The organism is Nocardia sp. NPDC004582 (assembly GCF_053602115.1).
The window spans coordinates 1-24,952 of the sequence record NZ_JBSGCY010000054.1; the positions used below are offsets into that span (position 1 = coordinate 1).

Here is a 24,952-nt window from a genome sequence, read left to right on the forward strand (position 1 = left end):
AGCTGGTAGGCGACCGTGAACAGCAACGGTCGCAGCCCATCGAACTCGTCCACCCCGGCCGGCCGATCCGTATCCATCCCCATGTCCGAAGCCTAACTCCGCCGCCAGATGCCACCGATGCTGCTCGATGAACCGCCCCGGCAAGGTCGCCGGAAACTGAACGGTGAGAAGCGCTTTCAGAGTTCCGTCCTGTTCGCCGAACTGGTGGCGGACCCCGCCGATGACCACACCGTCATCGAGAACCGCGTGCCCCGCGATCTGCAGCGGATACCGGGTGTCGACCGGAACGGTCAGCGCATCGCTCGCGGTGTAGTCGACCAGGAACCGGGCCGGCATGGGCGACCCGCCGGTGGTCTCGACGACCTCCTGACGACCATCGGGCAGGCCTCTGAGCAGATAGTGGTCCGGGCAGGCGGCGACCATCTCGGCCTCACGGTTGTCGGCGACCAGGTTCTCGAACCACGCCGCGAACCGTTCCGCGGAGTAGCCCGGGACCTCCAGGCGAATCGCGGAGTGTTCGGTCCGATCGCGGCTCAGCGCCAGCCCAGCGCGAGCCATCCGCTCCGACACGATCAGGTCCCGTTTGAGCAGTGCGTAGATCCCGGCGTGCCCGAGTCGAATCTTCAGTTCGGTCAACGCGACTCGCCGCACCTCGAGTGGCGCGTCGAGCAACTCCGCCATCGTGCGATCCGGCAGCAGTTCAGCGAGAGCCCGCTCCCCGAGCCGGGAGGCGAGCTTCTCCAGCACGGCGGCGGCACGCCGTGATTCCCACGCCCGCACCTGATCTCGCGCGATCCGCCGTCCACCCAGGTCCGCGCGAATCTCGATGGGCTCGGCCATATCGGTGTCCTCTCGTCCCCAGCCTTAACGCAAGTAAACCTAGCATTAAGACGAGAACGCCGGGAAGGCTAAAGCCGGGATTGTTAGCTTTCAACCTCCGAACCTGTTATGAACAGGGCATGGACCAGCCCGGAGACCGCGACCATCCGGATTCACCCCCGCGCCGCAGGACTGGAGGCCGATCCGCCCGAGTCCGCCAGGCCATCCTCGCCGCCACCCTCGACCAGATCGCCGACCACGGCATCGAGGGCCTCACCATCACCGAGATCGCCACCCGGGCCGCCGTCGCCGAGACCACCATCTACCGCCGCTGGGGCACCCGCACCGCCCTCATCGCCGACGCCATCACCGAACTGGCCGCCGAAGCCAACCCCATCCCCGACACCGGCGTCCTCCGCGAAGACCTCCGTCAACTGGCCGCCCAGATCTCCGCACTCATCACCCGCCCCGGCATCCCCCGCCTCCTCGGCGCCATCCTCGCCCTCTCCCCCGACCCGGAGGTAGCGGCCGCGCGCGAGCATTTCTGGACCACCCGCTTCGACCGGAGCGCCGCCATCGTCCACCGAGCCGTCGAGCGCGGCGAACTCCCACCCGACACCGATCCGCACGACGTGATGGAAACTCTCTCCGCCCCCTTGTATTTCCGCCTCCTCACCGGCGACCACCCCCTCGATCCCCCCTTCATCGACCGCTGCATCGCCCACACCATCACCCTCTACGCCACCTCGGGATAACCGAGACGCGGACGCCGCAGATGGTCGTTTGACCAGCAGAGCGGACGATCGGACACCCATCTGACATGGGTTCATTTCGGAATTGGGTCCGCAGGAGTAAACGGCGTGATCTAATTCCGCCAACTCGGGTGAATCCGTGCCTCGATGACGATGTCGAGGGCACCCGGTGCGTGGGAGAAACGATGGTGGACAGAAGTATGCAGCGGGCGGCCGGGTCTGTGGCCGCGTTCGCGGTGGCGGCCGGGTTCGCGGTTGCGGCTATGCCTGGCATGGCCTCGGCCGCGTCCGGGACGGTGACCTGGAACGACGGGAACAGCAAGTTCACACGGACCGTGTCGAACACCAGCCCGATCGCCGGCGAGGTCGTGACCGTGTCGACGACGTTCGAGCGGACCGGCATCCCGGTGGAGTACATCTACTCGATCAAGGACGCGCACCCGACCTGCCTGACCCCGGTCGCGGGCTCCGCGAAGATGGGCGGCGACCAGGTCTCGATCGACACCTCGGCGCCGGACGCCGTCAGCGCCTCGTTCAGCATCATCAAATACCCGGTGTACCCGAACATCTCGCCGAAGTCGCAGACCTTCGAGGTGCAGTACACCGTCGGCGTCAACTGCGCCCGCGACACCCCGCTGGCCACCTCCATGAGCTACACCGGCTCCCTCGGCGCGGGCAACTACACCAACAAGGGCCCGGCCATCACCGTGTCCAGCGACGCCGTGTCGACCACCGTGCTCACCGACGTGAGCGGCGCCAAGGTCAACACCCCGGTCACCCTGGAGGCCACCGTGTCCCCGGCGGCCGCGGGCGGCACCGTCCAGTTCAAGGCCGGCGACCAGGTCCTCGGCGACATCCCGGTCAACGCGAACGGCAAGGCCACCATCGTGTGGACCCCGGGCGCGGCGGGCTCGTACACCATCGGCGCGAACTTCTCCGGCCGCACCGGCGTGGCCGCCTCGTCCACCACCAAGGTGGTCACCGTGGCCGACGTGACGACCCCCACCCCGACCCCGACGCCCAAGCCGAGCACCGGATCCTTCGGATTCTGATCCCCGCCACGGGCTCGGCCGGCTACCCGCCGAGCCCGTGCTGGTGGGCGAACACCACCGCCTGAACACGGTCGCGCACACCGAGTTTGGCGAGCACCCGGGACACGTGCGTCTTGATCGTCTCCTCGCCGACACCCAGCGCGGCCGCGATCTCGCCATTACTGCGAGCGTCGGCCAGCAACAGCAGCACCTCCCGCTCGCGGGCGGTCAGCTGCGCCAGCTCGGGCGGCTCCACCGGCGGCGCGATCCCGGCCGCGAAACGCGGTGCGAGCCTGCGCGTCATGGACGGGTCGATGACCGCGTCACCACGCACCGCCACCCGGATCGCGGCCACAAGCTCTTCCGGGGGAAGACTTTTCAACAGGAATCCGCTCGCGCCCGCCGACAGCGCCCGATGCAGATTGGCCTCACTGTCGTAGGTGGTGAGCAGCAGCACTCTCGTACCACCCGCGGCGACGATCGCCTCGGTCGCGGCCAAACCGTCCAGCTTGGGCATGCGGACATCGAGAATCGCCACATCGGGGTGCGTACGAGCGGCAGCCTCGATCGCGGCGCGACCGTCACCCACCTCCGCCACACACTCCAGATCGGGGTGAGCGTCCACCACCGCGCGCAGGCCGGAACGGAAGACCGCGTGATCGTCGGCGATCAGGACCGTGATGCTCATGCGACTCCGATCGGAACGGAAACCCGGATATCCCACCGGGTTCCGGACGAATCGGCGCCGTGGGCCACGGTCCCTCCGAACAGTTCGGCTCGGCGGCGAATGCCGTCCAGACCGCGATGCACGTCCGCACCCGGCGCTCGGACCGCGATCGGATTGGTCTCGCGAATCTCGACCATCCCTGGGCGGTAAGCGATTTCGAGCTCGGCCGGGTCACCGCCGTGCCGCAGCGCGTTGGTCAGCAGCTCCTGCACGACCCGATAGAGCATGACGTCGAGCGACTCCGGCAGCACCGGCGCCGCGCCCGAGACCGTCACGCGTACGGCCAATCCCGCCTCCCGCACCCGCCGCACCAGGTCGTCGATATCGGCCAGCCCGGGCTGGCGCTCACCGTCGTCCTCGCGGCCGTGCAGCAGATCCAGCTGCCGCCGCAGATCCACCATCGCCGCCCGGCTACTGGTCTCCACCGCGCCGACCGAGCGGGCCGCCGACTCAGAGTCACTGCGCGACAAGGCCATTCGAGCCACACCCGCGTGAATCCCGATCGCGCTCACATGATGGGAGATGACATCGTGCAGATCCCGCGCGATGGCCTCCCGCTCATCGGCCAGCGCCCGATCCAGCGCCGCCCGCTGCTCCTGCCGCCGCAACCGCTCCCGCTGCTCCAACTCCGCGATATAGGCCCCGCGCGCCGCCGTGTACCGGCCCACCAGCCACGGCACCACCCCCGCCCCGAGCGCCGAGATCACCAGCCGCACCGGATTGTTCGCGCCCGCCAGCGCCGCCATGGCGTTCACCGTCAACGCGCCGCCCGCCAGCAGCGTCACGGTCAGCACCGACACCACCCCGCTCAGCCACGCGCCCGCCTGATACCCGGCCACCAGGAACCCGACATCGAAAACCCGCGCGGTGAGCCCGTAATGGTGGGCGAACCACGCCACCGACACCTTCACCACCACCTGCGCCACCGCCACCGCGGCCGCCGTCGCCGCCGGAGCCGCCAGCGCCAGATCCGCGGCCACCGTGGCCACGGTCAGGACGGTGGCCGCCACCGGCGCCAGGCCGAACCCACCGCACATCACCATCTGGGCGCCGTCCAGCACGGCCGCCACCGCGGCCACCAGCAGCGACTGCCGGGCCAGTGACCTGGTCACATCCATGGCCGCACGGTACCGCCCGGACCCCGCCTCCCCCGTGTGGGGGACGACCAACACCCGCGAACGCACAAGGGGCGCTTCGTCGATGACGAAGCGCCCCTCGCGGCTCGGCTCAGCGTGCGATCACGCGACGCCCTCGGCGCGGGCGGCATTGCCCACGGCCTCGGCGACCGCCGGGGCCACGCGCGGGTCCAGCGGGCTCGGGATGATCTTGTCCGCGGACAGCTCACCGGCGACCACATTGAAGATCGCCTCGGCCGCGGCCACCTTCATACCCTCGGTGATGCGGCGGGCGCCGGCATCCAGCGCGCCCTTGAAGACGCCCGGGAAGGCCAGCACATTGTTGAGCTGGTTCGGGAAGTCGCTGCGGCCGGTGGCCACGATGGACGCGTACTTGGCGGCGACCTCGGGGTGGATCTCCGGGTTCGGGTTCGACATGGCGAACACGATGGCCTCCGGCGCCATGGACGCGATGAGCTCCTCGGCGATGGTGCCCGCCGACAGCCCCAGGAACACGTCCGCGCCCGCGAGCGCCTCGGCCGGGCCGCCGGTCACGCCGCGCGGGTTGGTGCGCGCCGCCAGCGCGGTCTTGTACTCGTTCAGGTCGCCGCGGTCCCGGCTCACGATGCCCTTGGAGTCGAGCACCACGATGTCGGAGACGCCGGCGGCCAGCAGGATGTCGGTGCACGCGACGCCCGCGGCACCCGCACCCGAGACCACGACCTTCAGGCCCGACATGTCCCGGCCCTGCACCGCGGCCGCGCCCTTGAGGCCGGCCAGCACCACGATGGCGGTGCCGTGCTGGTCGTCGTGCATGACCGGGCAGTCCAGCGCCTCGACGACGCGCTTCTCGATCTCGAAGCAGCGCGGGGCGGAGATGTCCTCCAGGTTGACCGCGCCGAAGCTCGGGCGCAGGCGGATCAGGGTCTCGACGATCTCGTCGGGGTCCTTGGTGTCCAGCACGAGCGGGATCGAGTCCAGCCCGGCGAACTTCTTGAACAGCGCCGCCTTGCCCTCCATCACCGGCAGCGAGGCGCGCGGGCCGATGTCGCCCAGACCCAGCACGGCGGTGCCGTCGGAGACGACCACGACCAGGCGCTCGGCCCAGGTGTAGGTCTTGGCGAGGGACTCGTCCTCGGCGATGCCGAGACAGACCTTCGCGACGCCCGGGGTGTAGGCGATGGACAGATCCCGCTGGGTCTCCAGCGGTGCGGTGAGTTCGACCGAAAGCTTGCCGCCAAGATGCCCGGCGAAAATTTCTTCCGTGGTGATGTCGGACAGGTTCGCGCCGTTGGACGCTGGGGCCGCACCAGCATTCGAGGGGGCCACAGCGGCATTCACTGCTTCAGTCACGGGTGACACGCTTTCACTCCTGATCGGTTCGGACTCAACCGTTTGACGGTTACCGTTCGGTAATAGCTGTTTTTATGGTTTCGGTGCTCATATATATCTTTTCGCCGCGACGGAATAGTCGACGGCGGCACAGATCGTCGAGCGAGAACCGGAGGGGTGTGTCCGGACGAGACAGTCGGGGTGATCCCGGGTGAACCCGCGAGTCGGAGTTCGTGATCACCGAGTGTCCCGGGCCGGGCGGTGGCTGCGGCCGGGATCGGCCCATTCTGCCAGTCGCTGCGACGGGGTGCCAAATCGACCCCGGGTCCGTCGCGTCGCCTCACCATCGTTGCAGAGTAGGTCATCCGCGTCACGCGCGGGTGAACGGAAACTCGCTGGTGGGAACCCGAACTCGGAGAACTGTCACAACCCGGTCGCGGGGACGGCTGTGAGGTTGTCACGGGGGCTGGTCGACTGATCAGTAACCTACCGCCCGGTTCACGCCGGCGCCGCCTCGGCTACCACGGGTTGCGGTCGCACCCACACGGATTCGAGACCGCCGGAGAGCAACCGTACTCGCCAGTCACTTCCCGCACCGGGGTGGTCGGTACGCCGATGCATACCCCTGGTCTCGGTCCGGGCGAGCGCCGAATATTTGGTCCACCGGGCCACCGCGAGCAGCGCCGCGGCCTGCCGCGCCCACAGCCGGTCGGGCCCTTTTCCGCCCAGCGCCAATTCCACCCCCGGCCACAGACCGTCCAGTTCACCGATGCTGTCGCGCAGACTGCCGTCACTGCGCCAATAACTGCGCCGCAGCGGCAGGGTGTGCTCCTGGACCAGCCCCACCACCGCCCGCGGATCCAGGCGGGACTTGTCCCCCAGACCCACGCCCGGGACCGGCCGCGCCTTGCCCAGCTTGCGGCGCGTCGCCGCGAAACCCGCCGCGCCGGCGCCCGCCCACACCCCCGACGAGATCGACCACGCGCCGTTCTGCCCGCCGAAACCGCTGACCGCGCCGGTGATCGGCTCCCGGGTGGTGACATCCCCCGCGCCGTAGAGGCCGGGCACGGTGGTGGCGCAATCCGTTCCCACCAGGCGCAATCCACCCGTGCCGCGCACGGTGCCCTCCAGCACCGCGCACAACGGCACCTGACCGGTCAGGCTCGGACCCAGCCGCAGCAGCTCCGCGCGGACCGCGTCGGGTAGCTCGTCCAGTGCGGCGTACACCCGCCGGCCATCGGCGATGGCCGCGAAAGCCTGTGCCCGCGAACCACATCCCTGCCCCCACAGCACCGACCGCGATTCGTCGTACAGGGTCGCGAAATGCATGACCTGGTCCGAGGCGAACACCGCCGACACCGGGCGGCCCCCGAGCGGCCGCGAATCGGCCACCGGGGCCAGCGAATACGCGTTGGAGAACTCCATGCCCGACAGTTCGGCCCCGGCCTCCGCGCCCATGAGCAGGCCGTCCCCGGTATCCACATCGGTGCCCGCGCCGCCGGAGAGGAACGCGCAGCCGCCGGTGGCCAGCACCACCGCGCGGGCGCGCACCGTCCAGTTGCGGTCGCCGTGCAGCGCCACGCCCGCCGCACCGGACACCACGCCGTCCTTGTCGGTGATCAGCTGCAACGCCGGGTGATGGTCGAGGATGCGGACCCCCGCGATCACCATGCTGCGCCGCAGCCGCCCCAGGTACTTCGCGCCGTCGAGATAGACCCGCGCCGGACGCTCGGCGTGTTCGCCCCGGAAGCGGAAGCCGCCGTGCACCAGCTGTCCGACCCGGCGGTGCGTCTCCTCCAGCACCCGGTACATCCAGTCCGGCTCACCGAGCCCGCCGCCGTGCGCGAAGTTCTGCAGCACGGCGTCCTCGCGGGCCGCGCCCACCGGGATGTTCCACAGGGTGACCCCACCCCTCGCCGTCGGTCCACTGGATCCACAGCGGGCCTTGTCGGCGACCAATACCCGCGCGCCCGCGGCGGCCGCGGCAAGGGCGGCCCAGGCTCCGGCCGGGCCACCTCCCAGCACCAGCACATCGGCGTCGAATTCGGTCATAACGACAAATGTTCGACGACAGTTCAACCGGCCGCAACCGTTATGCGTATTTCAATTCCACCACTGCGCCCACAGCAGATATCCCGCTATCGCGAAAACTATCAAGCATCCGAAAAAAGCGGCAAAACCTTGACGCCTATCCGCATAAATCTGGGCGGCGACAACCGCCAGTGCGGCTGCCACATGCCACGTCACCGACTCCGCTCCGGGGCCCGGAAAACCGCGCCGAGCACCGATGCTCGCGGCCCCGGCGACGGTCACCGCCAGCACCACCGTGCCCCCGGCGACGATGCCGCTCAGACCCCGGAACACCTTCACGCGGTGATCACCGGAACCCCACTGGCTTTGCCCACAATTTCCTCGAATTGCGTTGGGTCGGTGGTGAATTCACCGAGCCGAATGGTCTTGTTGGCGCCGTGGTAGTCCGAGGAGCCGGTGGTCAGCAGCCCCAGCTCGGCGGCCAGCCCGCGCAGCACCTCCCGGTCGGCCTCGTTGTGATCGATATGGTCGATCTCCAGACCACCCAGCCCGACCTCGGTCAGCTCGCGAATGTGGTCCAGCGCCAGCAGCCGTCCCCGCTTGCGGGCGCGCGGATGCGCCACCACCGACACCCCGCCCGCCGAGGCCACCATCTCGACCGCCCGCCGCAACGGCGTGTCGGCCTTCTCCACGTAGTAGCGGCCGTGCGGAGCCAGCAGATCCTGGAACGCGGCATCCACCGTCGGCACCACGCCCGCCGCCACCAGCGCCCGAGCCAGATGCGGACGGCCCGCCGACGGGCCCACCGAGGCCATCACCTGATCCGGATCGATGGGCAGGCCGTCCGCGGCCATCTGCTCGGCCATCGCCCGCAGCCGCACCACCCGCTCGGCGCGCAACCGCTCCCGCTCCTGCGCGAAGGACTCGTCGGCCGGATCGAACAGGTAGGCCAGCAGGTGCACCGGCACCGGATAACCGTCCTCGCCGAGCCCCACACACGACATCTCCATGCCCCGGACCAGCGTCAGCCCCGGCGGCAGGGCGGCCACGGCCTCGGCCCAGCCGGAAGTGGTGTCATGGTCGGTGAGGGCCACCACGTCGAGACCGGCGGCGGCGGCCTTCGCGATCAGTTCGGCCGGGGTGTCCGTGCCGTCGGACGCGTTGGAATGGGTGTGGAGATCGATACGCACCCCACCTATCTTGCCTGCGGCGCAAACGATCACCCCGACCCGGGACGATTAGCATCGTCGATGTGTCCTCCTTGCCGCCGCTGCCCTCGTTCCACTGGCCCGGGCGGACCGGCGAACCCACGCCCGCCGAACCGGCCGCACCGCACGGCGCGATCGTCGACTGCGCCGTCTATGTGGACGGGCGGCGACTGTGGGACCACTGCACCTACAAGAACGCCCTCGCCGAGGTCCGCGAGCGCAAGGACGGCTTCGTCTGGCTGGGCCTGCTCGAACCCGGCAAGGAGCTGATGGCCGACGTGGCGCGGACCTTCGGCCTGCACGCGCTGGCCGCCGAGGACGCGGTGACCGCCCATCAGCGGCCGAAACTCGAACGCTACGACGACATCCTGTTTCTGGTGCTGCGCACCGTGCAGTACCTCGAACACGAGCTCAACACCGTCGCCGAGATCGTCGACACCGGCGAGATCATGGTCTTCACCGGACCCGACTTCGTCATCACCGTGCGCCACGGCGACCACGGCGGACTGGCCGGCGTGCGAAAAGCCCTGGAGGCCGACCCCGCTCAGCTCGCCATCGGGCCCAGCTCGGTGCTGCACGCGGTGGCCGATCATGTCGTCGACGACTACGTGGCGGTCACCGCCGACATCGAGGAAGACGTCGACGCCATGGAGGAGGAGGTCTTCACCCCCGCCAACAAACTCCAGATCGAGGCGATCTACCAGCTCAAACGCGAAGTGGTGGAACTACGCCGGGCCGTGAAGCCGCTGCAACTGCCACTGCAGGTGCTCACCCACGACACCACCCTGCCGCTGCCCAAGGAGATCCGCCGCTACCTGCGCGACGTCACCGACCATCACACCGCGGTCACCGAGCAGATCCTCGACTTCAACGAATCCCTCAGCGCCCTCATCAATGCCGCGCTGGCCAAGGTGAGCGTCCAGCAGAACATGGACATGCGCAAGATCTCCGCCTACGCCGCCATGGCCGCGGTGCCGACCATGATCGCGGGCGTCTACGGCATGAACTTCGATTTCATGCCCGAACTGCGAACCCATTACGGCTACCCGATCGTGATAGCCGTGATGCTCGTCCTCTGTGGGATCCTCTACGTCAATTTCCATCGGAACAAATGGCTTTGAGCAACCCCGCGGCGAGCTAGAGGCTCGCCGCCGAACGGGCCGGATCGCGGACGTCGATGCCCGCCTCGGCCCACGCGTCGCGCAGCGCCGCCGCGCCGCGGATGCGCACCCACGCCGCCTCGGTCGCCGTGATCGGCGCGACCGTCAGGAACCGCACCGGATCCGCGGGATCCGGCAGCACCACCTCGGGAATGTCGCTGTCGCCCAGCAGGACCGCCGTGAAGGGCGCGTTGGTCCACAGCGGCTCCCCCAGATCCAGCAGCGCGTCGGCCTGCAGCACCACACCCTCCACGGCGGGAGCCGCGACCAGCACGCCCAGGGTCCGGGTCAGCCCCGACCCCGCGCCCGCGCCGCCGCGCAGGGTCAGCACCAGCTCCGCGCGCGGGCCCCGGACCGGATCGGCCAGCGCCGCCGCCGGATCCGTCATCGGATGCCGGGAGCCGCCCAGCGTCGAATAGTGCACGAACTCGCCGTCCGAGATACGCAGGATGTCGATGGGCTCCAAACCCAGGAACGTCACCGACGCCGCGTCCGCGGACTCCACCCCGAAATGTCCGAGCACCGCGGCCCGGACCTGGTCCATCACCTCCATCGATCTAGATGGCCAGTCTGGCGAGCATGTCGCGCGCCTGCTCGGCGGTCTTCGGGTCGCAGAGCACGTCGTAGCGGCCCGCCACCAGCTGCATGGTGGAGGCGAAGTCGCGCTGCCCCCGGGTCGCCGCGTACGGGATGGACGCGGAGATGAGACCGAAGATGATGCCGCCGACCAGGCCGACCACCAGCGGGCCCAGGGCGCCGCCGGAGGTGAACATGCTCAGCAGCAGGCCCAGGAACAGACCCAGCCAGGCACCCGAAACCATGCCGCCGCCAATGACTTTGCCCCAGGTCAGCCGGTACAGCACGCGCTCGACCTGCATGAGGTCGACACCGACGATGGTCACGCCCTCCACCGGGAACTGGTTGTCGGCCAGGTAATCGACCGACCGCTGCGCCTCCGCGTAGGTTGGGTAGGAGCCGATCGGCCAGCCCGACGGCGGCGTCGGCAGGGCGGGCTGCCGGCCCCGGCTCGCATTCCCCATGGGATTCGTCATGACTCCATCATCCTATTTCTCACCGACACCCGCCGGTTCGCCGTGCCGATTTCAGCGGGCAGGCGTGGTGCGCGCCATTCCGGCGGCCCGACCCTTGTCCGCGATCACCTGAGCCATCTTGGCGCTGGCCTCGTCGATCATCTCGTCCCCGAGCATGACCGCGCCGCGCGCGCCGCCCTCGGCGGAGGTGTGGAAGGCGTACGCGTCGAGGATCTCCTCGGCCCGGTCGTAGTCGGCCTGGCGCGGGCTGAAGATCTCGTTGCACGCGGTGATCTGATCCGGATGCAGCACCCACTTGCCGTCGAAACCCAGTGCCGCCGTGCGGGCGGCGTTGCGGCGGAAGCCGTCGATATCGCGGACCGCCAGATAGGGGCCGTCGATGGCCTGCAGGCCGTGGGCGCGGGCCGCGAGCAGGATCGTCATATAGATGTGGTGGTAGGCGTCGCCGGGCTCGTAGCCCTCGGGCTGCTCGCCCACCACCAGGGTGCGCATATTGATCGAGGCCATGAAGTCGGCCGGACCGAACACCAACGTCCGCACCCGCTGGCTCGCGGTCGCGATGGCGTCGATATTGCGCAGCCCCAGGGCGTTCTCGATCTGCGGTTCGATGTCGATCCGCCCGACCGGCAGGCCGTTGGCCTTCTCCAGCTGGGTCAGCAGCAGGTCCAGCGCCCGCACCTGGCCGGCGTCGGTGACCTTGGGCAACAGGATGGCGTCGAGTTCGGAGCCCGCGCCCTCCACCACCGTGATGACATCGGCGTAGGTGTACTCGGTGGTCCAGTCGTTGACCCGGACCACGCGGATCTGGGAACCCCAGCCGCCGGAGTTGAGGGCCGCCACGATATTCGCCCGCGCGGCCGCCTTCGCCGCCGGTGCGACCGCGTCCTCGAGGTCCAGGAACACCTCGTCGGCGCCCAGCCCCTTGGCCTTCTCGATCATGCGCGGGTTACTGCCGGGTACGGCCAGCACCGATCGGCGCGATGTCATGGGTCACTCCTTCTCGTGGCGCGGCGTTTCGGACGCGCTGGACCCACTAGCCTTATCAAACATGGCAGCGACGAAGGTTTTCGCCGCCCGGTTGGCGGGCTTGGTTGTACTGGGACCGGACGGCGAGTCTATCGGCCGCGTCCGCGACATCGTGATCTCCATCCGGTACGACCGGCAGCAGCCCCGGGTACTGGGCGTTCTGGTCGAATTGCCCACCCGGAAGCGGATTTTCGTGCCCATGCTGCGGGTGCAGGCCATCGATCCCGGCGCGATCACCCTCACCACGGGAACCATCAGTGTGCGCCGTTTCGAGCAGCGGCCGGGCGAACTGCTGGCCATCGCGCAGATCCTGGACTCCACCGTGCGGGTCGCCGACCCCGAGCTCGAGCATCTGGCGGGCGTGGACGTGGTGGTGGTCGACCTCGGCATCGACAAGGGGCGCACCCGCGACTGGGTGGTGTCCCGGGTCGCGGTCCGCGAACGCCGCCGCCTCGGTGTGGGTTTCGGCCGCCGCGGCGCGGTGCACGTGGTCGACTGGGCGCAGGTGCGCGGGCTCACCCAGACCGAACTGAACATGCCCGGTCAGGACGTCACCCAGCTGCTGGGACAGTTCGAGGGCATGCGGCCCGCCGACGTCGCGCACATGCTGCGCGAGCTGCCGCTCAAACGCCGCATCGAGGTGTCCGCGGCCTTCGACGACGAACGCCTCGCCGATGTGGTCCAGGAGCTGCCCGAGAACGACCAGGTGGAACTGCTCGAGCAGCTCGGCGTGGAGCGCGCCGCCGACCTGCTCGAGGCCATGGACCCCGACGACGCGGCCGACCTGCTGGGCGAGCTGCCCGCGGGCGAGGCGGAATCGCTGCTGGCGCTGATGGATCCGGAGGATTCCGAACCGGTCCGCCGCCTGCTCGAGCACGCGCCGTACACCGCGGGCGGTCTGATGACCCCGGACGCGGTGGTGCTGACCGCCTCCACCACCGTCGCCGAGGCGCTGGCCCGGATCCGGGATCCCGAGCTCACCCCGGCGCTGGCCTCCATGGCCTTCGTGGTGCGCCCGCCCACCGCCACCCCGACCGGCCGGTACCTGGGCTGTGTGCACTTCCAGCAACTGCTGCGGGAACCGCCCGCGAACCTGGTCGGCGGCATCGTGGACACCGATCTGGTGCAGCTGCGCCCCGATGCCCCGCTCACCGCGGTCACCCGATATTTCGCCACCTACAACCTGGTGTGCGGACCGGTCGTGGACGCGGAGAATCATCTCCTGGGCGCCGTCAGCGTCGACGACGTGCTCGACCACCTGCTGCCCGAGGACTGGCGTGAGCAGGACGAGGATAATCACGATGTGCACGGGTTGCCCGTGATCGAAGGGACGGGAGGCCGCGCATGAGCGAAAGGCTCGACAAATCCAGTGCGCGCCAACGCCTGGAGACACCCCTCGAGAATCGGTTCCGCGGCCTGGACTGGGACGCCGAGGCGCTCGCGGTCACCAGTGAGCGGATCGCCCGATTCCTGGGCACCGGCCGCTATCTGGTGATCCAGACCGTCATCGTGGCGGTGTGGATCCTGCTCAACGTGTTCGCGCTGCGGCTGCAGTGGGACCCGTACCCGTTCATCCTGCTGAACCTCGCGTTCTCCACCCAGGCCGCCTACGCCGCGCCGCTGATCCTGCTGGCGCAGAACCGGCAGGACAACCGCGACCGGGTCTCGCTCGAGGAGGATCGGACCCGAGCGGCTCAGACGAAGGCCGATACCGAGTTCCTGGCCAGGGAGCTGGCCGCCCTGCGACTCGCCGTGGGTGAGGTCGCCACGCGCGACTACGTGCGCAGGGAACTGGACGACATCAAGGAGACCCTGGTCAGATTGGAGAAACTGGCCGTCGACGGGGAGATCGTCCAGGCTCGGAAAGCAAAGAAGGGTACCGATCGAAAGGCTACCGAGGTCGCGATTTCGGCACAGAAAGATGGCGACTGACCACAGAAGTTGTACCGAACAAGCTGACTCATGGGTAACCTGGATCACGTTGTTCCGAGCGACCGACCCAGACACTGCCGCAGCACACGTGTCACCACGGGGCTCCGGCCGCACGACTGAGGGGATTGTGTGGTGGCGAAGAGAATTTCTGCTCCGGTGACAGCGTCTGCGCTGTTGATAGCGGGCCTGGTCACCGCCGGTTCCGCCACCAATACGACGATCCATCCTGTCGCCCCGCAGGCCGCGCCCGACGCGTTGCTCGCGGCGTCCGCGGCGACCAACGCGAGCCTGAACACACCCGTCGACACGCCGTCGGATCGGCTCGTCGGACTGGTTCCGGCGGCTCCGGAGGCGCCCCGCAAACTCAGCGCAATGACCCCGCCCGCGGATGGCTCGCCGCTGTTCGGCGGCACCGTCCCGCTGCGCGACATCGCGCTGCCCGGCGGCGGCGGGCTGCTCGGCATCCCGGAGATCGTGCTGGCCGCCTACCGCAATGCCGAACTGGCACTGCAGTCTTCGGATCCCAACTGCCATCTGCCGTGGTATCTGCTGGCCGGCATCGGCCGCATCGAGTCCAACCACGCCAACAACGGCCGCACCGACGCCGCGGGCACCACGGTCACCCCGATCTACGGTCCGGCGCTGGACGGGACACTGCCCGGCAACGAGATCATCAAGGCCGCCGACGGCAATTACGTGCGCGCCGTCGGGCCCATGCAGTTCCTGCCCAGCACCTGGTCGGTGTACGCGGCCAACGGAAAGGGCAGCGGCACACCCGATCCCAACAATGTCTTCGACGCCGCGCTGGCGGCCGGCAAGTACCTGTGCTCGGGCGGCCTGGATCTGGCCGACTCGCAGCAGCAGCTGCGGGCGGTGCTGCGCTACAACAATTCGGTCTCCTACGCGGCCAATGTGCTCAGCTGGGCCAACGCCTACCGGACCGGCGGCGCGCCGCAGCAGGTGAGCATCTCGCCGGATCTGGTGCCCAACAACTACGTTCCGGTCAACGGCCCGGACATCACGGTGGCCTCCACCACGATTCCGGCCGGACCCGCGCCGGAGGGCACCCAGCAGACGGTCGTGACCACCACCCCCGGCGCGACCCAGGTGATGATCACCATCGCCGGCCTGCCGCCGATCCCGTGCGGCATCTTCTGCCCGGCCACTCCGGCCGTGCCCGCCAATCCCTGTGAGCAGGTGGCGGTTCCGGCCCCGGCGCCGGATCAGAAGCCCGCCGACGCGGCCACCGATCCGGCCGCCGAGGATCCGGCCAAGCCCGCCGACGCCCAGCCCGCCGATCAGAAGCTGGGCCCCGACGGCAAGCCGCTGCCGAAGGATCAGCCCATCATCACCACCTGCACCGCGCCGGTGCAGCAGGCCGAGAACAAGCCGCAGGACCAGCCGCAGCAGGGTGTTCAGCAACCGCAGGACCAGCAAACGGTGACGCCGTCCAAGACGCCGGAAGCGCAGCCGCAGCCGCCCGTGGCCGCCGCCCCGGAGGCCGTCGATCCGACCACTCCGGCGCCCGGCATCACGCTGCCGTTCGGCATCACGATCCCGCTCCCGGCCCCGGCGCCCGCGCCGGTTCCGTAACGAAGGTGTGATTCGCGAGTTTCGGCGCGCCGCTCCGGAACTCGCGTTTGACTAGGGATTCTTTCAAAACCTGAAGGTTGATCACGAAGATGTAACAAGAAGGTCTCGGATGAGGTAACGTGACCTGTGTTGCATCTCCCCGGTATCAACCGATGGCAATGGAGGGTCACCACACAGTGGGTCGTCACCGTAAACCCCCGGTCCCCAGAGTTCGTCGTGGATCGGTCATCGCATTGACCGGACTCGTGCCCGCAGGGCTCGCCACAGTTACCGGAGCGAGTGAGGGCCACCTCACCGACAAGCTCGCGGCAACCGTCCAGCACCAGTTCGGTGACGACGAGCAGCTACCCGCCCCGGAGGCGGCCCCGCCCGCTCCGGCCCCCGAACCCCTGCTGCACGAGGCCAAACAGGTTGCGCCCGTGGGCCCGCCGGAGATCAAGTCCGTCGCCCTGCCCGAAGGCCGGGTGCCCGCCGCCCGCGCCGCCGGACCGCTCGGCATGCCCGGCATCGCCCACGACGCCTACCAGAACGCCGAACGCGTGCTGGCCGTGGAGAACCCGACCTGCAACATGCCGTGGAACATGCTGGCCGGCATCGGCCGGGTGGAATCCACGCACGGCTTCGGCGGCAAGGTCGACGAGGACGGCAACCCGCTGCAGCCCATCTACGGCCCGGTCCTCGACGGAAGCCTGTACGGCAACAACGTCATCCAGACCTCCGAGGGCGGCGACCTGGACGGCCTGTCCGGCAGCTACCGCCGCGCCGTCGGGCCCATGCAGTTCCTGCCCGAGACCTGGCGCAAGTACGCGGCCGACGGCAACGGCGACGGCATCGCCGATCCGCAGAACATCTACGACGCCGCGCTCACCGCGGGCAAGTACCTGTGCTCCGGCGGCCTCGACATGCGCGACCCGGGCCAGCAGACCCGGGCCATCCTGCGCTACAACAACTCCATGGCCTACGTCGCCAACGTGATGGCGTGGGAGACCGCGTACGGCTCCGGCGTCGCTCCCGCGGCCGCCGCCCTCCCCCGTATCTGACATGAGTGTGCCCCGCATCGGAGCCCGAAACCGGCGCTCCTAGACTTGGGCCCATGCCAGTGGTTACGGAATCGGATGTGCGGGGCGCGCTCGCGAAGGTGAACGACCCGGAGATCCGGAAACCGATCACCGAGCTGGGCATGGTGAAGAGCGTCGATGTCGGCGCGGACGGCGCGGTCAAGGTCGTGATCTACCTGACCACCTCGGCCTGCCCGATGAAAACCGCCATCCAGGAACGGGTCACGAAGGCCGTCAACGACGTGCCCGGGGTCGGCGCCATCACCGTCGACCTGGACGTGATGAACGACGAGCAGCGCACCGAACTGCGCCGCAAGCTGCGCGGTGACGCCGCCGAGCCGGTCATCCCGTTCGCCCAGCCCGGATCCCTGACCCGCGTGTACGCGGTCGCCTCCGGTAAGGGTGGCGTCGGAAAGTCCTCGGTCACCGTGAATCTCGCCGCCGCCATGGCCGCGAAGGGCCTCTCGGTGGGCGTGCTGGACGCCGACATCTACGGCCACAGCGTGCCGCGCATGCTGGGCACCGAGCAGCGACCCACCCAGGTCGAGCGGATGATCCTGCCGCCCATCGCGCATGACGTGAAGGTCATCTCGATCTCCATGTTCACCCAGGGCAACACCCCCGTGGTGTGGCGCGGCCCGATGCTGCACCGGGCGCTGCAGCAGTTCCTGGCCGACGTCTTCTGGGGTGACCTCGACATCCTGCTGCTGGACCTGCCGCCGGGCACCGGCGACGTGGCCATCTCGCTGGCCCAGCTGATCCCCAACGCCGAGATCCTGGTGGTGACCACCCCGCAGCTGGCCGCGGCCGAGGTCGCCGAGCGCGCGGGCAGCATCGCCCTGCAGACCCGGCAGCGGATCGCGGGCGTCATCGAGAACATGTCCTGGCTGGATCTGCCGGACGGCTCGCGCATGGAGCTCTACGGCTCCGGCGGCGGTCAGACCGTGGCCGACAACCTGACCCGCACCATCGGGGCGAATGTGCCGCTGCTGGGCCAGATCCCGATCGAGCAGCAGCTGCGCGAGGCGGGCGACGAGGGCACCCCGATCGTGCTGCGCGCTCCCGAGAGCGCTTCGGGCAAGGCGTTGCTCGACATCGCCGAGAAGCTCTCGGTGCGCCGTCGCGGCCTGGCGGGCATGTCGCTGTCCATCGACACCACCCGCCACCTCTAACTCCCCCGCCTCTCCGGGACTTCAGCGCCCGGCTAGGAGCCGTTGATACCCATGCATGCGGGTCGGCGGTCGAGTGCCAACCCGATTCTGGGCGTACCCGGGGAGTTACCCCGACCGTCACGAAATCTGTTGTCACGTTTCGTAACGTCACGAGAGCCCGCCTAAACTCCCGGGCATGCTCACCATGCTGCTGTACGTGCTGATCGTCGGACTGGTCGCCGCCCTGCTGTTCCTGGTGGCCAGTGCGATCTTCGGGCGGTCCGAGGAGCTCGGGCCACTGCCGGAGGGCACCACGGTGACCGTGCTGCCCGTGGCGGGCATCAGCGGGACCGATGTGCGGGCACTGCGCTTCCAGCAGGTGTTCCGGGGCTACAAGGCGGGCGAGGTCGACTGGGCGCTGACCCGGCTCGCCGCCCGCATCGACGAACTCGAGGGGCAGCTCGCCCGGGCGACGGCTCCGGCCGCCACGCCGGAGGAGACGCCACGCCCGGACAGCGAACGGGAAATCCCAGAAGTCCTGCCGGCCGAGCCCGGCCCCGAGAGCGCGCGATGACCGTGCCGATGGAATCGGACGGCCGAATTCGGTGCGGTTGGTCGGAGGGGTCGCAGCTGTACCGGGATTACCACGATCAGGAGTGGGGTCGCCCGCTGCACGGCGATGACGCGCTGTTCGAACGGGTATGCCTGGAGGCCTTCCAATCGGGGCTGGCGTGGATCACGATTCTGCGCAAGCGGCCCGCGTTCCGGGCGGCATTCGCGGGGTTCGCCATCGAGCGGGTGGCGGGGTTCGGGGACGCCGATGTGGAACGCCTGCTGACCGATCCGGGCATTGTTCGCAATCGAGCCAAAATCGAGGCCAGCATCCACAATGCGCGGGTTGCGCGGGATCTCGGTGAGAGTCTCGACACCCTGCTCTGGAGCTTTGCCCCGGCCCCGCGGAAGCGGCCCCGGAAAATGTCCGATGTGCCCGCTGTCACCACCGAATCCACCGCTCTCGCAAAAGAACTCAAGCGACGCGGGTTCAAATTCGTCGGACCCACCACGGCGTACGCACTCATGCAAGCGACAGGGATGGTAGACGATCACATCGCCGATTGCTGGGTGAATGTGGGGACACGCTGAACGCCACGTCGGTCGGTTTTTGGAACTCAGGTACCCGCCCCGATCCGCGATAGGGAAGAATGGGCAAGGTGTAGCCCGCCACATACCGGCGGGCTGCCTGGTTGGTGACAACTGGAGTTCCATGAAAGTGCGCAGCAGACCGCGCAGATCTGGAGGGAGCAGAGGATGGCGGCCATGAAGCCCCGCACCGGGGACGGTCCCCTCGAGGCAACCAAGGAAGGGCGTGGAATCGTGATGCGGGTTCCACTCGAGGGTGGCGGGCGTCTGGTCGTCGAGCTCACGCCGGAGGAAGCCGCGGCGCTCGGCAAAGAGCTCACCGAAGTCACTGCCTGACCGCTCGACTCACCTCGTGCCGGTAAGGCCGATCGTCGGCCGCTGGGCCCCGGGCTTACCGGTACCACGGTGAACAACACAGCACATTCCTCCACAGTCGGCCCGGCCGAGCCTTCCCCCACGGAACGGCTCCTCGCCTGCGCCGACCTGCTGGCCTGCCCGCAGTGCGGGGGGCCGCTCACGGCTCCCGCCGACCCGGCCCGACCCGACCGGACCCTGCGCTGCCCACACGGCCACAGCTTCGACTTGGCCAAGCAGGGCTATGTCAGCCTCCTCACCGGCGCGTCCACCAAGATGACCGGCGACACCCCGGCCATGCTCGACGCCCGCGCCGCCTTCCAATCCGCGGGCCATTTCGCCCCGATCGCCGCCGCCCTCGCCGCGGCGATCGCGGCCATCGCCCCCGGCCCCGCGACAGCGCCCGAAACCGGCTTCGACACTGCGGTATTCGGAGCGGAGTCGGCGACGGCTGCCCTCCCGGCCGAGGACCGACCGGGTCCAGACCACAATCCCGGCGAAGCAGACGCGACTCCGCGCGGACGACGGCACCGAGCCGGTATCACCGCGCCCGGATCGTCCGCGCTCGCGGCCTCGGCCCTGCGCGTGACCGCCATGCTCGCCACCGGCTCCGAACGACTCGCGGCCGGCGCGGGTCCGATCACCGATCCGAATCCGATCGGCGTGGTCGCGCGTCCGCTCGACGGCGAGGCGCACCCGCGCGCGCCTCTCGGTGGCGATGGTGTCCACGACCCGGCCGCCGGCGGGCGCGGCCCGGGGGTCCTCGAGATCGGGGCCGGGACGGGTTACTACCTGGCCGCGGTACTCGACGGCACGCACGAGGCGCGCGGCATCGCGCTGGATGTGTCCAAGGCGGCGGCACGGCGGGCGGCGCGGGCGCATGCGCGGGCCGGGGCGGTGCTGGCGGACGCGTGGCGCGGGCTGCCGGTGCCGAACGGCGCGATGAGTGCGGTGGTGTCGGTGTTCGCGCCGCGCAATGCCGACGAGGTCGCGCGGGTGCTGGCGGCGGACGGGCGGTTCGTGGTGGTGACGCCGACGCCGCGGCATCTGCGGGAGTTGGTCGGACCGCTCGACATGGTGAGTGTGGACGCGGCCAAGGCGGATCGGCTGGCCGGATCGCTCGGGGAACGCTTCGAGTTGGTGGGGCGGGAGCCGGTCGAGTACCCGATGTCGCTCACCCATGCGGATGTGGCGAACGTGGTGGCGATGGGCCCGTCGGCGTTCCACGGGGACGCGGGGCGGGCCGAAGCGATTGCGGCACTGCCCGATCCGGTGGCGGTGACCGCTTCGGTGACGGTCTCGGTGTACCGAAAGCGCTAGGCCGGGCGGATCCGGTCTCCGAAGCACGTGGGGCGCAGGGCTATTCGCGCGGTGCGGTCGGGCGGTTCGGGAGCAGGGCGAGCAGGTTGTGCACCAAGGGGCGGTCGTCGCCGGCGCGGGTCGCCGTATAGATGGTGGTGGCGGCGTCGGTGCCCGTCAGCGGGATGATGCGCACCGAGTCGGGCGCGGTGAAGGTGGCGCTGCGCGGCGCGATGGTGATGCCCAGGCCCGCCGCCACCAGGTAGAGGATGATCGTCCAGTTGGTGGCCTCCTGGACGATATGGGGGCGGCGGCCCGTTTCCAGCAGTGGGGTGAGGTTCTTCTCGTAGGCGAGTTCGCCGGCCGCGCGGGGGAAGAAGACCACGGGGTGGCCGGCGAGTTCGGCGCCGGTCAGGGTGGTGCGGGTGGCGTCGGGGTGGTCGGCGGGGAGGACCGCGACGAACGGTTCGGTGATGAGTGGGGTGGTGACCGTGCCGGGCTGGTCGTCGGGGTCGCGGACGATGGCCATGTCGAGGGTGCCGGTGGCGAGGCGGGCCATCAGGTGGCTGGTGAAGCCTTCGGTCAGGTCGACGTGGACGAGCGGGAAGCGTTCGCGGAATTCGCGGACGCCGCGCAGGGGTTCGAGCGGCAGTACCGAGGGGACGAAGCCCAGGTGCAGGGTGCCCTGGCCGCCCTGGCCGATGCGGACCACCTCGGCGAGGTCGCGTTCGGCGTGGCCGAGCAGGGCGGCGGCGCGGTCGCGCAGCACGATCCCGGCCGGGGTGAGGGCGACGGTGCGGGAGGTGCGGTCGAAGAGCCGGGTGCCGAGCAGCGTTTCCAGTCGCTGGATCTGCTGGGTGAGTGCGGGCTGGGCGATGTGCAGGCGGACGGCGGCGCGCCCGAAGTGCAGTTCGTCGGCGACGGCCAGGAAATAGCGCAGGTGCCGCAGCTCCACCCCGGTGCTCATAAGCCGATGATATCGATCGCAGCTATCAAGTATTGGACGTTATGGTTCCAAGTCCGACATGCTTTTCTGGTGACTCAGCAGACGGAAGCCGGAGCCCTCGAGCTCGATTCGATCGTGGTCGCGCCGATGGCCGGGCCCGAGGACGCGCGCGCCTTCAAGGACCTGAATCTGGAGTGGATCGAGGCCTTCTTCTCGGTCGAGGCCGCCGATCTGGCGACCCTCGACAACGCGGAGGCCATCGTGGCGGACGGCGGCGCGGTGCTCATCGCCCGCCTCGACGGTGCGGCCGTCGGCTGCGTGGCCCTGGTCCAGGAGCATCCGGGCGTCTTCGAACTGTCGAAGATGGCGGTGTCGCCGCGCGTCCGGGGCCGGGGCATCGGCCGCGTGCTGCTGACGGCGGCCATCGCACAGGCGCGCGAGCTCGGTGCGAAGCAGTTCTTCCTGGCCAGCAATGCCCGGCTGGCCAGCGCGGTGCACCTCTACGAGTCGATGGGTTTCGTCCACGTCCCGCCGTCGGAATTGCCGCCCAGCCCGTACGACCGCGCCGACGTGTTCATGCGCTATCCGCTCTGACCCGGCCCCGGTGAATCTCTGACCCGGCCCCGGTGAATCCGGCTCAGCCCTTGCGGACCTGGTCGTAGATGCGGGCGGTACGGGCCGCGATCTGCGTCCAGTCGAAGTGGTCGATGGCCCGGGACCGCCCGGCGGCGCCCATGGCGGCGGCCGTGACGGGGTCGGCGGCCACGGTGTTCACGGCCCGGGCCAGGGCGCGCTCGTAGTCGTGGGGCGCGTGCTCGTCGTAGTGCACCAGGCGGCCGGTCTCCCCTTCGGCCACCACCTCCGGGATGCCGCCGACGTCGGAGGCGACCACCGCGGTCCCGCAGGCCATGGCCTCCAGGTTCACGATGCCCAGCGGCTCGTACACCGAGGGGCACACGAAAACCGTTGCGGCGGCGAGCACCTGCCGGACCAGTTCGGTCGGCAGCATCTCCTTGATCCAGAACACCCCGTCGCGATCGTCGCGCAGCGCCCGGACCGCGGTCGCCACCTCCGCCTCCATGGCGGGTGTGTCGGCGGCTCCGGCCAGCAGCACCAGCTGGATGTCGGGGTCCAGGTGGCGGGCGGCGGCCAGCAGATGCGGCACGCCCTTCTGCCGGGTGATGCGCCCGACGAAGGCCGCGATCGGCCGGTCCTGCGACACGCCGAGTTCGGTGAGCACGTCACGGGAGCCGAGCGCGGGCCCGCCGGGATGCCAGACCCGCGCGTCGATGCCGTTGTGCACCACGTGGACTTTTCCGGGATCGATGTCGGGATAGGCGTCGAGGACGTCGGCCCGCATGCCCGCGCTCACCGCGATCACGGCGTCGGCGTAGGTCATGGCATTGTGTTCCGACCACGACGAGAGCCGGTACCCGCCGCCGAGCTGCTCGGCCTTCCACGGCCGCCGCGGTTCCAGCGAATGCGCGGTCAGCACATGCGGAATCCCGTACAGCTGCGCGGCCAGATGCCCGGCCAGCCCGGTGTACCAGGTGTGCGAGTGCACCACGTCGGCGAAGCTCGCGGCATCCGCCATCCGCAGCTGCGCCGACATCATCTGCACCGCCGAATTGGCGGTGTACAGCATCGGATCCGGTTGATGCACCACGGCATCCGTCCGCGCGACCCCCATGCAGTGCACGGTCACATCGCACAGTTCCCGCAGCCTGGGCACCAGTTCGGTGACGTGCACCCCCGCCCCGCCGTACACCTCGGGCGGGTATTCGCGGGTCATCATCGCCACTCGCAGTCCACGAGCACCGTTGGAGCGGAAACTCACCGGTCCAAAATAATCGCTCGTCCTACAGGTCACCAACGCGACGCCCGCTCACGAGTTCGCGGCCGTCTCGATTCTGGAAGGAGGGAAGAATCGAGACCTCGGGGCCGCGAACCCGCCCGGAGCGAAGCGGAGGGCAGAATAAGCAGCGTGAGGAGCCAGCCGCACGTACTCGGGATCGTGCTCGCCGGTGGCGAGGGAAAGCGACTTTTTCCACTCACCAAGGACCGGGCCAAGCCGGCGGTGCCCTTCGGTGGGGCGTACCGGCTCATCGATTTCGTGCTGTCGAATCTGGTGAATGCCGGCTACCTGCGGATTTGTGTTCTCACCCAGTACAAGTCGCATTCGCTGGACCGGCACATCTCGCAGACCTGGCGGCTGTCCGGATTCGGTGGGGAGTACATCACTCCGGTGCCGGCGCAGCAGCGGCTGGGGCCGCGCTGGTACACCGGCTCGGCGGACGCGATCATGCAGTCGCTGAACCTGATCTACGACGAGGACCCCGAGTACATCGTGGTGTTCGGCGCGGACCACGTGTACCGGATGGATCCCGAGCAGATGGTGCAGGCGCACATCGAGTCCGGGGCGGGCGTGACGGTGGCGGGCATCCGGGTGCCGCGCAGTTCGGCCGGCGCCTTCGGCTGCATCGATTCCGACGAATCCGGCCGCATCATCGGCTTTCTGGAGAAGCCGGTGCATCCGCCGGGCACCCCCGACGACCCGAACGTCACCTTCGCCTCCATGGGCAACTACGTGTTCACCACCAAGGTGCTGGTGGACGCCATCCGCGCCGACGCCGACGACAATGACTCCGACCACGACATGGGCGGCGACATCATCCCGTCGCTGGTGCGCGGCGGCGCGGCCGCGGTCTACGACTTCTCCACCAATGTGGTGCCGGGCGCGACCGACCGCAGCCGCGGCTACTGGCGTGACGTCGGCACCATCGACGCCTTCTACGACGCCCACATGGATCTGGTGTCGGTGGACCCGGTGTTCGACCTCTACAACAAGCACTGGCCGATTCGCGGGGCGGCCGAGAACCTCCCGCCCGCCAAGTTCGGCCGCGGCGGGCTGGCGCAGGAGTCGATCGTGGGCGCGGGCAGCATCCTGTCGGCGGCCACCGTCCGCAATTCGGTGCTGTTCTCCAATGTGGTCGTCGAGGACGGCGCGACGGTGGAGGGCAGCGTCCTCATGCCGGGAACCCGGATCGGCCGCGGCGCGGTGGTCCGGCACGCGATCCTGGACAAGAACGTGGTCGTGACCGAGGGCGAGATCATCGGCGTCGACCTCGAGCGCGACCGGGAACGCTTCGCGGTCAGCAACGGCGGCGTGGTGACCGTGGGCAAGGGCATCTGGGTCTGATCGCGACACGGTAATAGGAGTGGACAG

25 protein-coding genes and 2 pseudogenes are annotated in these 24,952 nt (G+C 69.3%); 15 read left to right on the forward strand and 12 right to left on the reverse strand.

Annotated elements, in window-relative coordinates:
* The coding region (locus ACWELJ_RS17035; RefSeq protein WP_452367083.1) for a hypothetical protein at positions 1–840 on the reverse strand (840 nt) is incomplete at its 3' end.
* Positions 841–959: 119 nt separating this feature from the next.
* Between ACWELJ_RS17035 and ACWELJ_RS17040 the strand changes: the two genes are divergently transcribed.
* Together ACWELJ_RS17040 and ACWELJ_RS17045 are read left to right on the forward strand one after the other, a co-directional pair.
* Positions 960–1,574, forward strand: a complete 615-nt coding sequence (locus tag ACWELJ_RS17040) for a TetR/AcrR family transcriptional regulator (protein ID WP_452367084.1) — start codon at positions 960–962, stop codon at positions 1,572–1,574.
* Positions 1,575–1,756: 182 nt separating this feature from the next.
* Entirely contained in the window at positions 1,757–2,623 is an 867-nt protein-coding gene (locus ACWELJ_RS17045; RefSeq protein WP_452367085.1) for an Ig-like domain-containing protein, read from the forward strand.
* Positions 2,624–2,645: 22 nt separating this feature from the next.
* On the opposite strand, the gene ACWELJ_RS17050 is transcribed toward ACWELJ_RS17045, so the two are convergent.
* From ACWELJ_RS17050 to ACWELJ_RS17075, 6 genes are all read right to left on the reverse strand, one after another.
* Positions 2,646–3,290 (reverse strand): response regulator, encoded by a 645-nt coding sequence (locus ACWELJ_RS17050; protein WP_452367086.1) that lies wholly within the window; start codon positions 3,288–3,290, stop codon positions 2,646–2,648.
* Complete coding sequence (locus tag ACWELJ_RS17055) at positions 3,287–4,447, reverse strand: sensor histidine kinase (RefSeq protein WP_452367087.1); 1,161 nt, start codon at positions 4,445–4,447, stop codon at positions 3,287–3,289. Before ACWELJ_RS17055 ends, ACWELJ_RS17050 begins: the two co-directional genes overlap by 4 nt.
* Before the next feature lie 120 nt (positions 4,448–4,567).
* The gene (locus ACWELJ_RS17060; RefSeq protein WP_452367116.1) at positions 4,568–5,716 is read right to left on the reverse strand and encodes an NAD(P)-dependent malic enzyme; all 1,149 of its coding nucleotides are present in this window, start codon (positions 5,714–5,716) and stop codon (positions 4,568–4,570) included.
* A gap of 558 nt (positions 5,717–6,274) precedes the next feature.
* On the reverse strand, positions 6,275–7,828 hold the full coding sequence (locus ACWELJ_RS17065; RefSeq protein ID WP_452367088.1) for an FAD-binding protein: 1,554 nt from the start codon (positions 7,826–7,828) through the stop codon (positions 6,275–6,277).
* 51 nt (positions 7,829–7,879) lie between these two features.
* Positions 7,880–8,146: a hypothetical protein gene (locus ACWELJ_RS17070; protein ID WP_452367089.1), complete on the reverse strand. Its 267-nt coding sequence runs from the start codon at positions 8,144–8,146 to the stop codon at positions 7,880–7,882.
* Complete coding sequence (locus tag ACWELJ_RS17075; RefSeq protein WP_452367090.1) at positions 8,143–8,997, reverse strand: PHP domain-containing protein; 855 nt, start codon at positions 8,995–8,997, stop codon at positions 8,143–8,145. The genes ACWELJ_RS17070 and ACWELJ_RS17075 overlap by 4 nt, the downstream gene beginning before the upstream one ends.
* Before the next feature lie 71 nt (positions 8,998–9,068).
* Here ACWELJ_RS17075 and corA point away from each other — a divergent pair, with 71 nt between their 5' ends.
* Positions 9,069–10,136 carry a magnesium/cobalt transporter CorA gene (corA, locus tag ACWELJ_RS17080; protein ID WP_452367117.1) on the forward strand — a complete coding sequence of 356 codons (1,068 nt, stop codon included), beginning with the start codon at positions 9,069–9,071 and terminating at the stop codon, positions 10,134–10,136.
* A 16-nt stretch (positions 10,137–10,152) separates the two neighbouring features.
* Here corA and ACWELJ_RS17085 read toward each other — a convergent pair whose 3' ends face one another.
* From ACWELJ_RS17085 to ACWELJ_RS17095, 3 genes are read right to left on the reverse strand one after another with little or no spacing between them, the layout of a single operon-like run.
* Positions 10,153–10,728: a suppressor of fused domain protein gene (locus ACWELJ_RS17085; RefSeq protein ID WP_452367091.1), complete on the reverse strand. Its 576-nt coding sequence runs from the start codon at positions 10,726–10,728 to the stop codon at positions 10,153–10,155.
* A gap of 4 nt (positions 10,729–10,732) precedes the next feature.
* Positions 10,733–11,227, reverse strand: coding sequence for a general stress protein (locus tag ACWELJ_RS17090; RefSeq protein ID WP_452367092.1), 495 nt, complete (start codon positions 11,225–11,227; stop codon positions 10,733–10,735).
* A 51-nt stretch (positions 11,228–11,278) separates the two neighbouring features.
* A complete protein-coding gene (locus tag ACWELJ_RS17095; protein WP_452367093.1) occupies positions 11,279–12,214 on the reverse strand; it encodes an HpcH/HpaI aldolase/citrate lyase family protein in 936 nt (311 codons plus the stop codon).
* Between the two features lie 61 nt (positions 12,215–12,275).
* Here ACWELJ_RS17095 and ACWELJ_RS17100 point away from each other — a divergent pair, with 61 nt between their 5' ends.
* The 10 genes and pseudogenes from ACWELJ_RS17100 to ACWELJ_RS17145 all read left to right on the forward strand — a co-directional run.
* The gene (locus tag ACWELJ_RS17100; protein ID WP_452367094.1) at positions 12,276–13,601 is read left to right on the forward strand and encodes a magnesium transporter MgtE N-terminal domain-containing protein; all 1,326 of its coding nucleotides are present in this window, start codon (positions 12,276–12,278) and stop codon (positions 13,599–13,601) included.
* Entirely contained in the window at positions 13,598–14,185 is a 588-nt protein-coding gene (locus ACWELJ_RS17105) for a DUF1003 domain-containing protein (protein WP_452367095.1), read from the forward strand. The genes ACWELJ_RS17100 and ACWELJ_RS17105 overlap by 4 nt, the downstream gene beginning before the upstream one ends.
* Before the next feature lie 156 nt (positions 14,186–14,341).
* A complete protein-coding gene (locus tag ACWELJ_RS17110) occupies positions 14,342–15,778 on the forward strand; it encodes a lytic transglycosylase (RefSeq protein ID WP_452367096.1) in 1,437 nt (478 codons plus the stop codon).
* Positions 15,779–15,954: 176 nt separating this feature from the next.
* On the forward strand, positions 15,955–16,818 hold the full coding sequence (locus ACWELJ_RS17115) for a lytic transglycosylase domain-containing protein (protein WP_452367097.1): 864 nt from the start codon (positions 15,955–15,957) through the stop codon (positions 16,816–16,818).
* 53 nt (positions 16,819–16,871) lie between these two features.
* Positions 16,872–18,008: an Mrp/NBP35 family ATP-binding protein gene (locus ACWELJ_RS17120; RefSeq protein ID WP_452367098.1), complete on the forward strand. Its 1,137-nt coding sequence runs from the start codon at positions 16,872–16,874 to the stop codon at positions 18,006–18,008.
* 175 nt (positions 18,009–18,183) lie between these two features.
* Positions 18,184–18,561, forward strand: coding sequence for a DivIVA domain-containing protein (locus ACWELJ_RS17125; protein WP_452367099.1), 378 nt, complete (start codon positions 18,184–18,186; stop codon positions 18,559–18,561).
* Entirely contained in the window at positions 18,558–19,130 is a 573-nt protein-coding gene (locus ACWELJ_RS17130) for a DNA-3-methyladenine glycosylase I (RefSeq protein ID WP_452367100.1), read from the forward strand. The genes ACWELJ_RS17125 and ACWELJ_RS17130 overlap by 4 nt, the downstream gene beginning before the upstream one ends.
* 165 nt (positions 19,131–19,295) lie before the next feature.
* The gene (locus ACWELJ_RS17135) at positions 19,296–19,463 is read left to right on the forward strand and encodes a DUF3117 domain-containing protein (protein ID WP_071343635.1); all 168 of its coding nucleotides are present in this window, start codon (positions 19,296–19,298) and stop codon (positions 19,461–19,463) included.
* Positions 19,464–19,532: 69 nt separating this feature from the next.
* Positions 19,533–19,727: pseudogene (locus ACWELJ_RS17140) on the forward strand (putative RNA methyltransferase); the annotation flags it as partial.
* Positions 19,728–20,198: 471 nt separating this feature from the next.
* Positions 20,199–20,801, forward strand: a pseudogene (locus ACWELJ_RS17145) (methyltransferase domain-containing protein); the annotation flags it as partial.
* A gap of 40 nt (positions 20,802–20,841) precedes the next feature.
* Here the strand turns inward: ACWELJ_RS17145 and ACWELJ_RS17150 are convergent.
* Entirely contained in the window at positions 20,842–21,747 is a 906-nt protein-coding gene (locus ACWELJ_RS17150; protein ID WP_452367101.1) for a LysR family transcriptional regulator, read from the reverse strand.
* A 69-nt stretch (positions 21,748–21,816) separates the two neighbouring features.
* Between ACWELJ_RS17150 and ACWELJ_RS17155 the strand changes: the two genes are divergently transcribed.
* Positions 21,817–22,320 carry a GNAT family N-acetyltransferase gene (locus tag ACWELJ_RS17155; protein ID WP_452367102.1) on the forward strand — a complete coding sequence of 168 codons (504 nt, stop codon included), beginning with the start codon at positions 21,817–21,819 and terminating at the stop codon, positions 22,318–22,320.
* A gap of 43 nt (positions 22,321–22,363) precedes the next feature.
* Here ACWELJ_RS17155 and glgA read toward each other — a convergent pair whose 3' ends face one another.
* Positions 22,364–23,533, reverse strand: a complete 1,170-nt coding sequence (gene glgA / locus ACWELJ_RS17160) for a glycogen synthase (RefSeq protein WP_452367118.1) — start codon at positions 23,531–23,533, stop codon at positions 22,364–22,366.
* A gap of 177 nt (positions 23,534–23,710) precedes the next feature.
* Between glgA and glgC the strand changes: the two genes are divergently transcribed.
* On the forward strand, positions 23,711–24,925 hold the full coding sequence (glgC, locus tag ACWELJ_RS17165) for a glucose-1-phosphate adenylyltransferase (RefSeq protein WP_452367103.1): 1,215 nt from the start codon (positions 23,711–23,713) through the stop codon (positions 24,923–24,925).
* Positions 24,926–24,952: the final 27 nt, after the last annotated feature.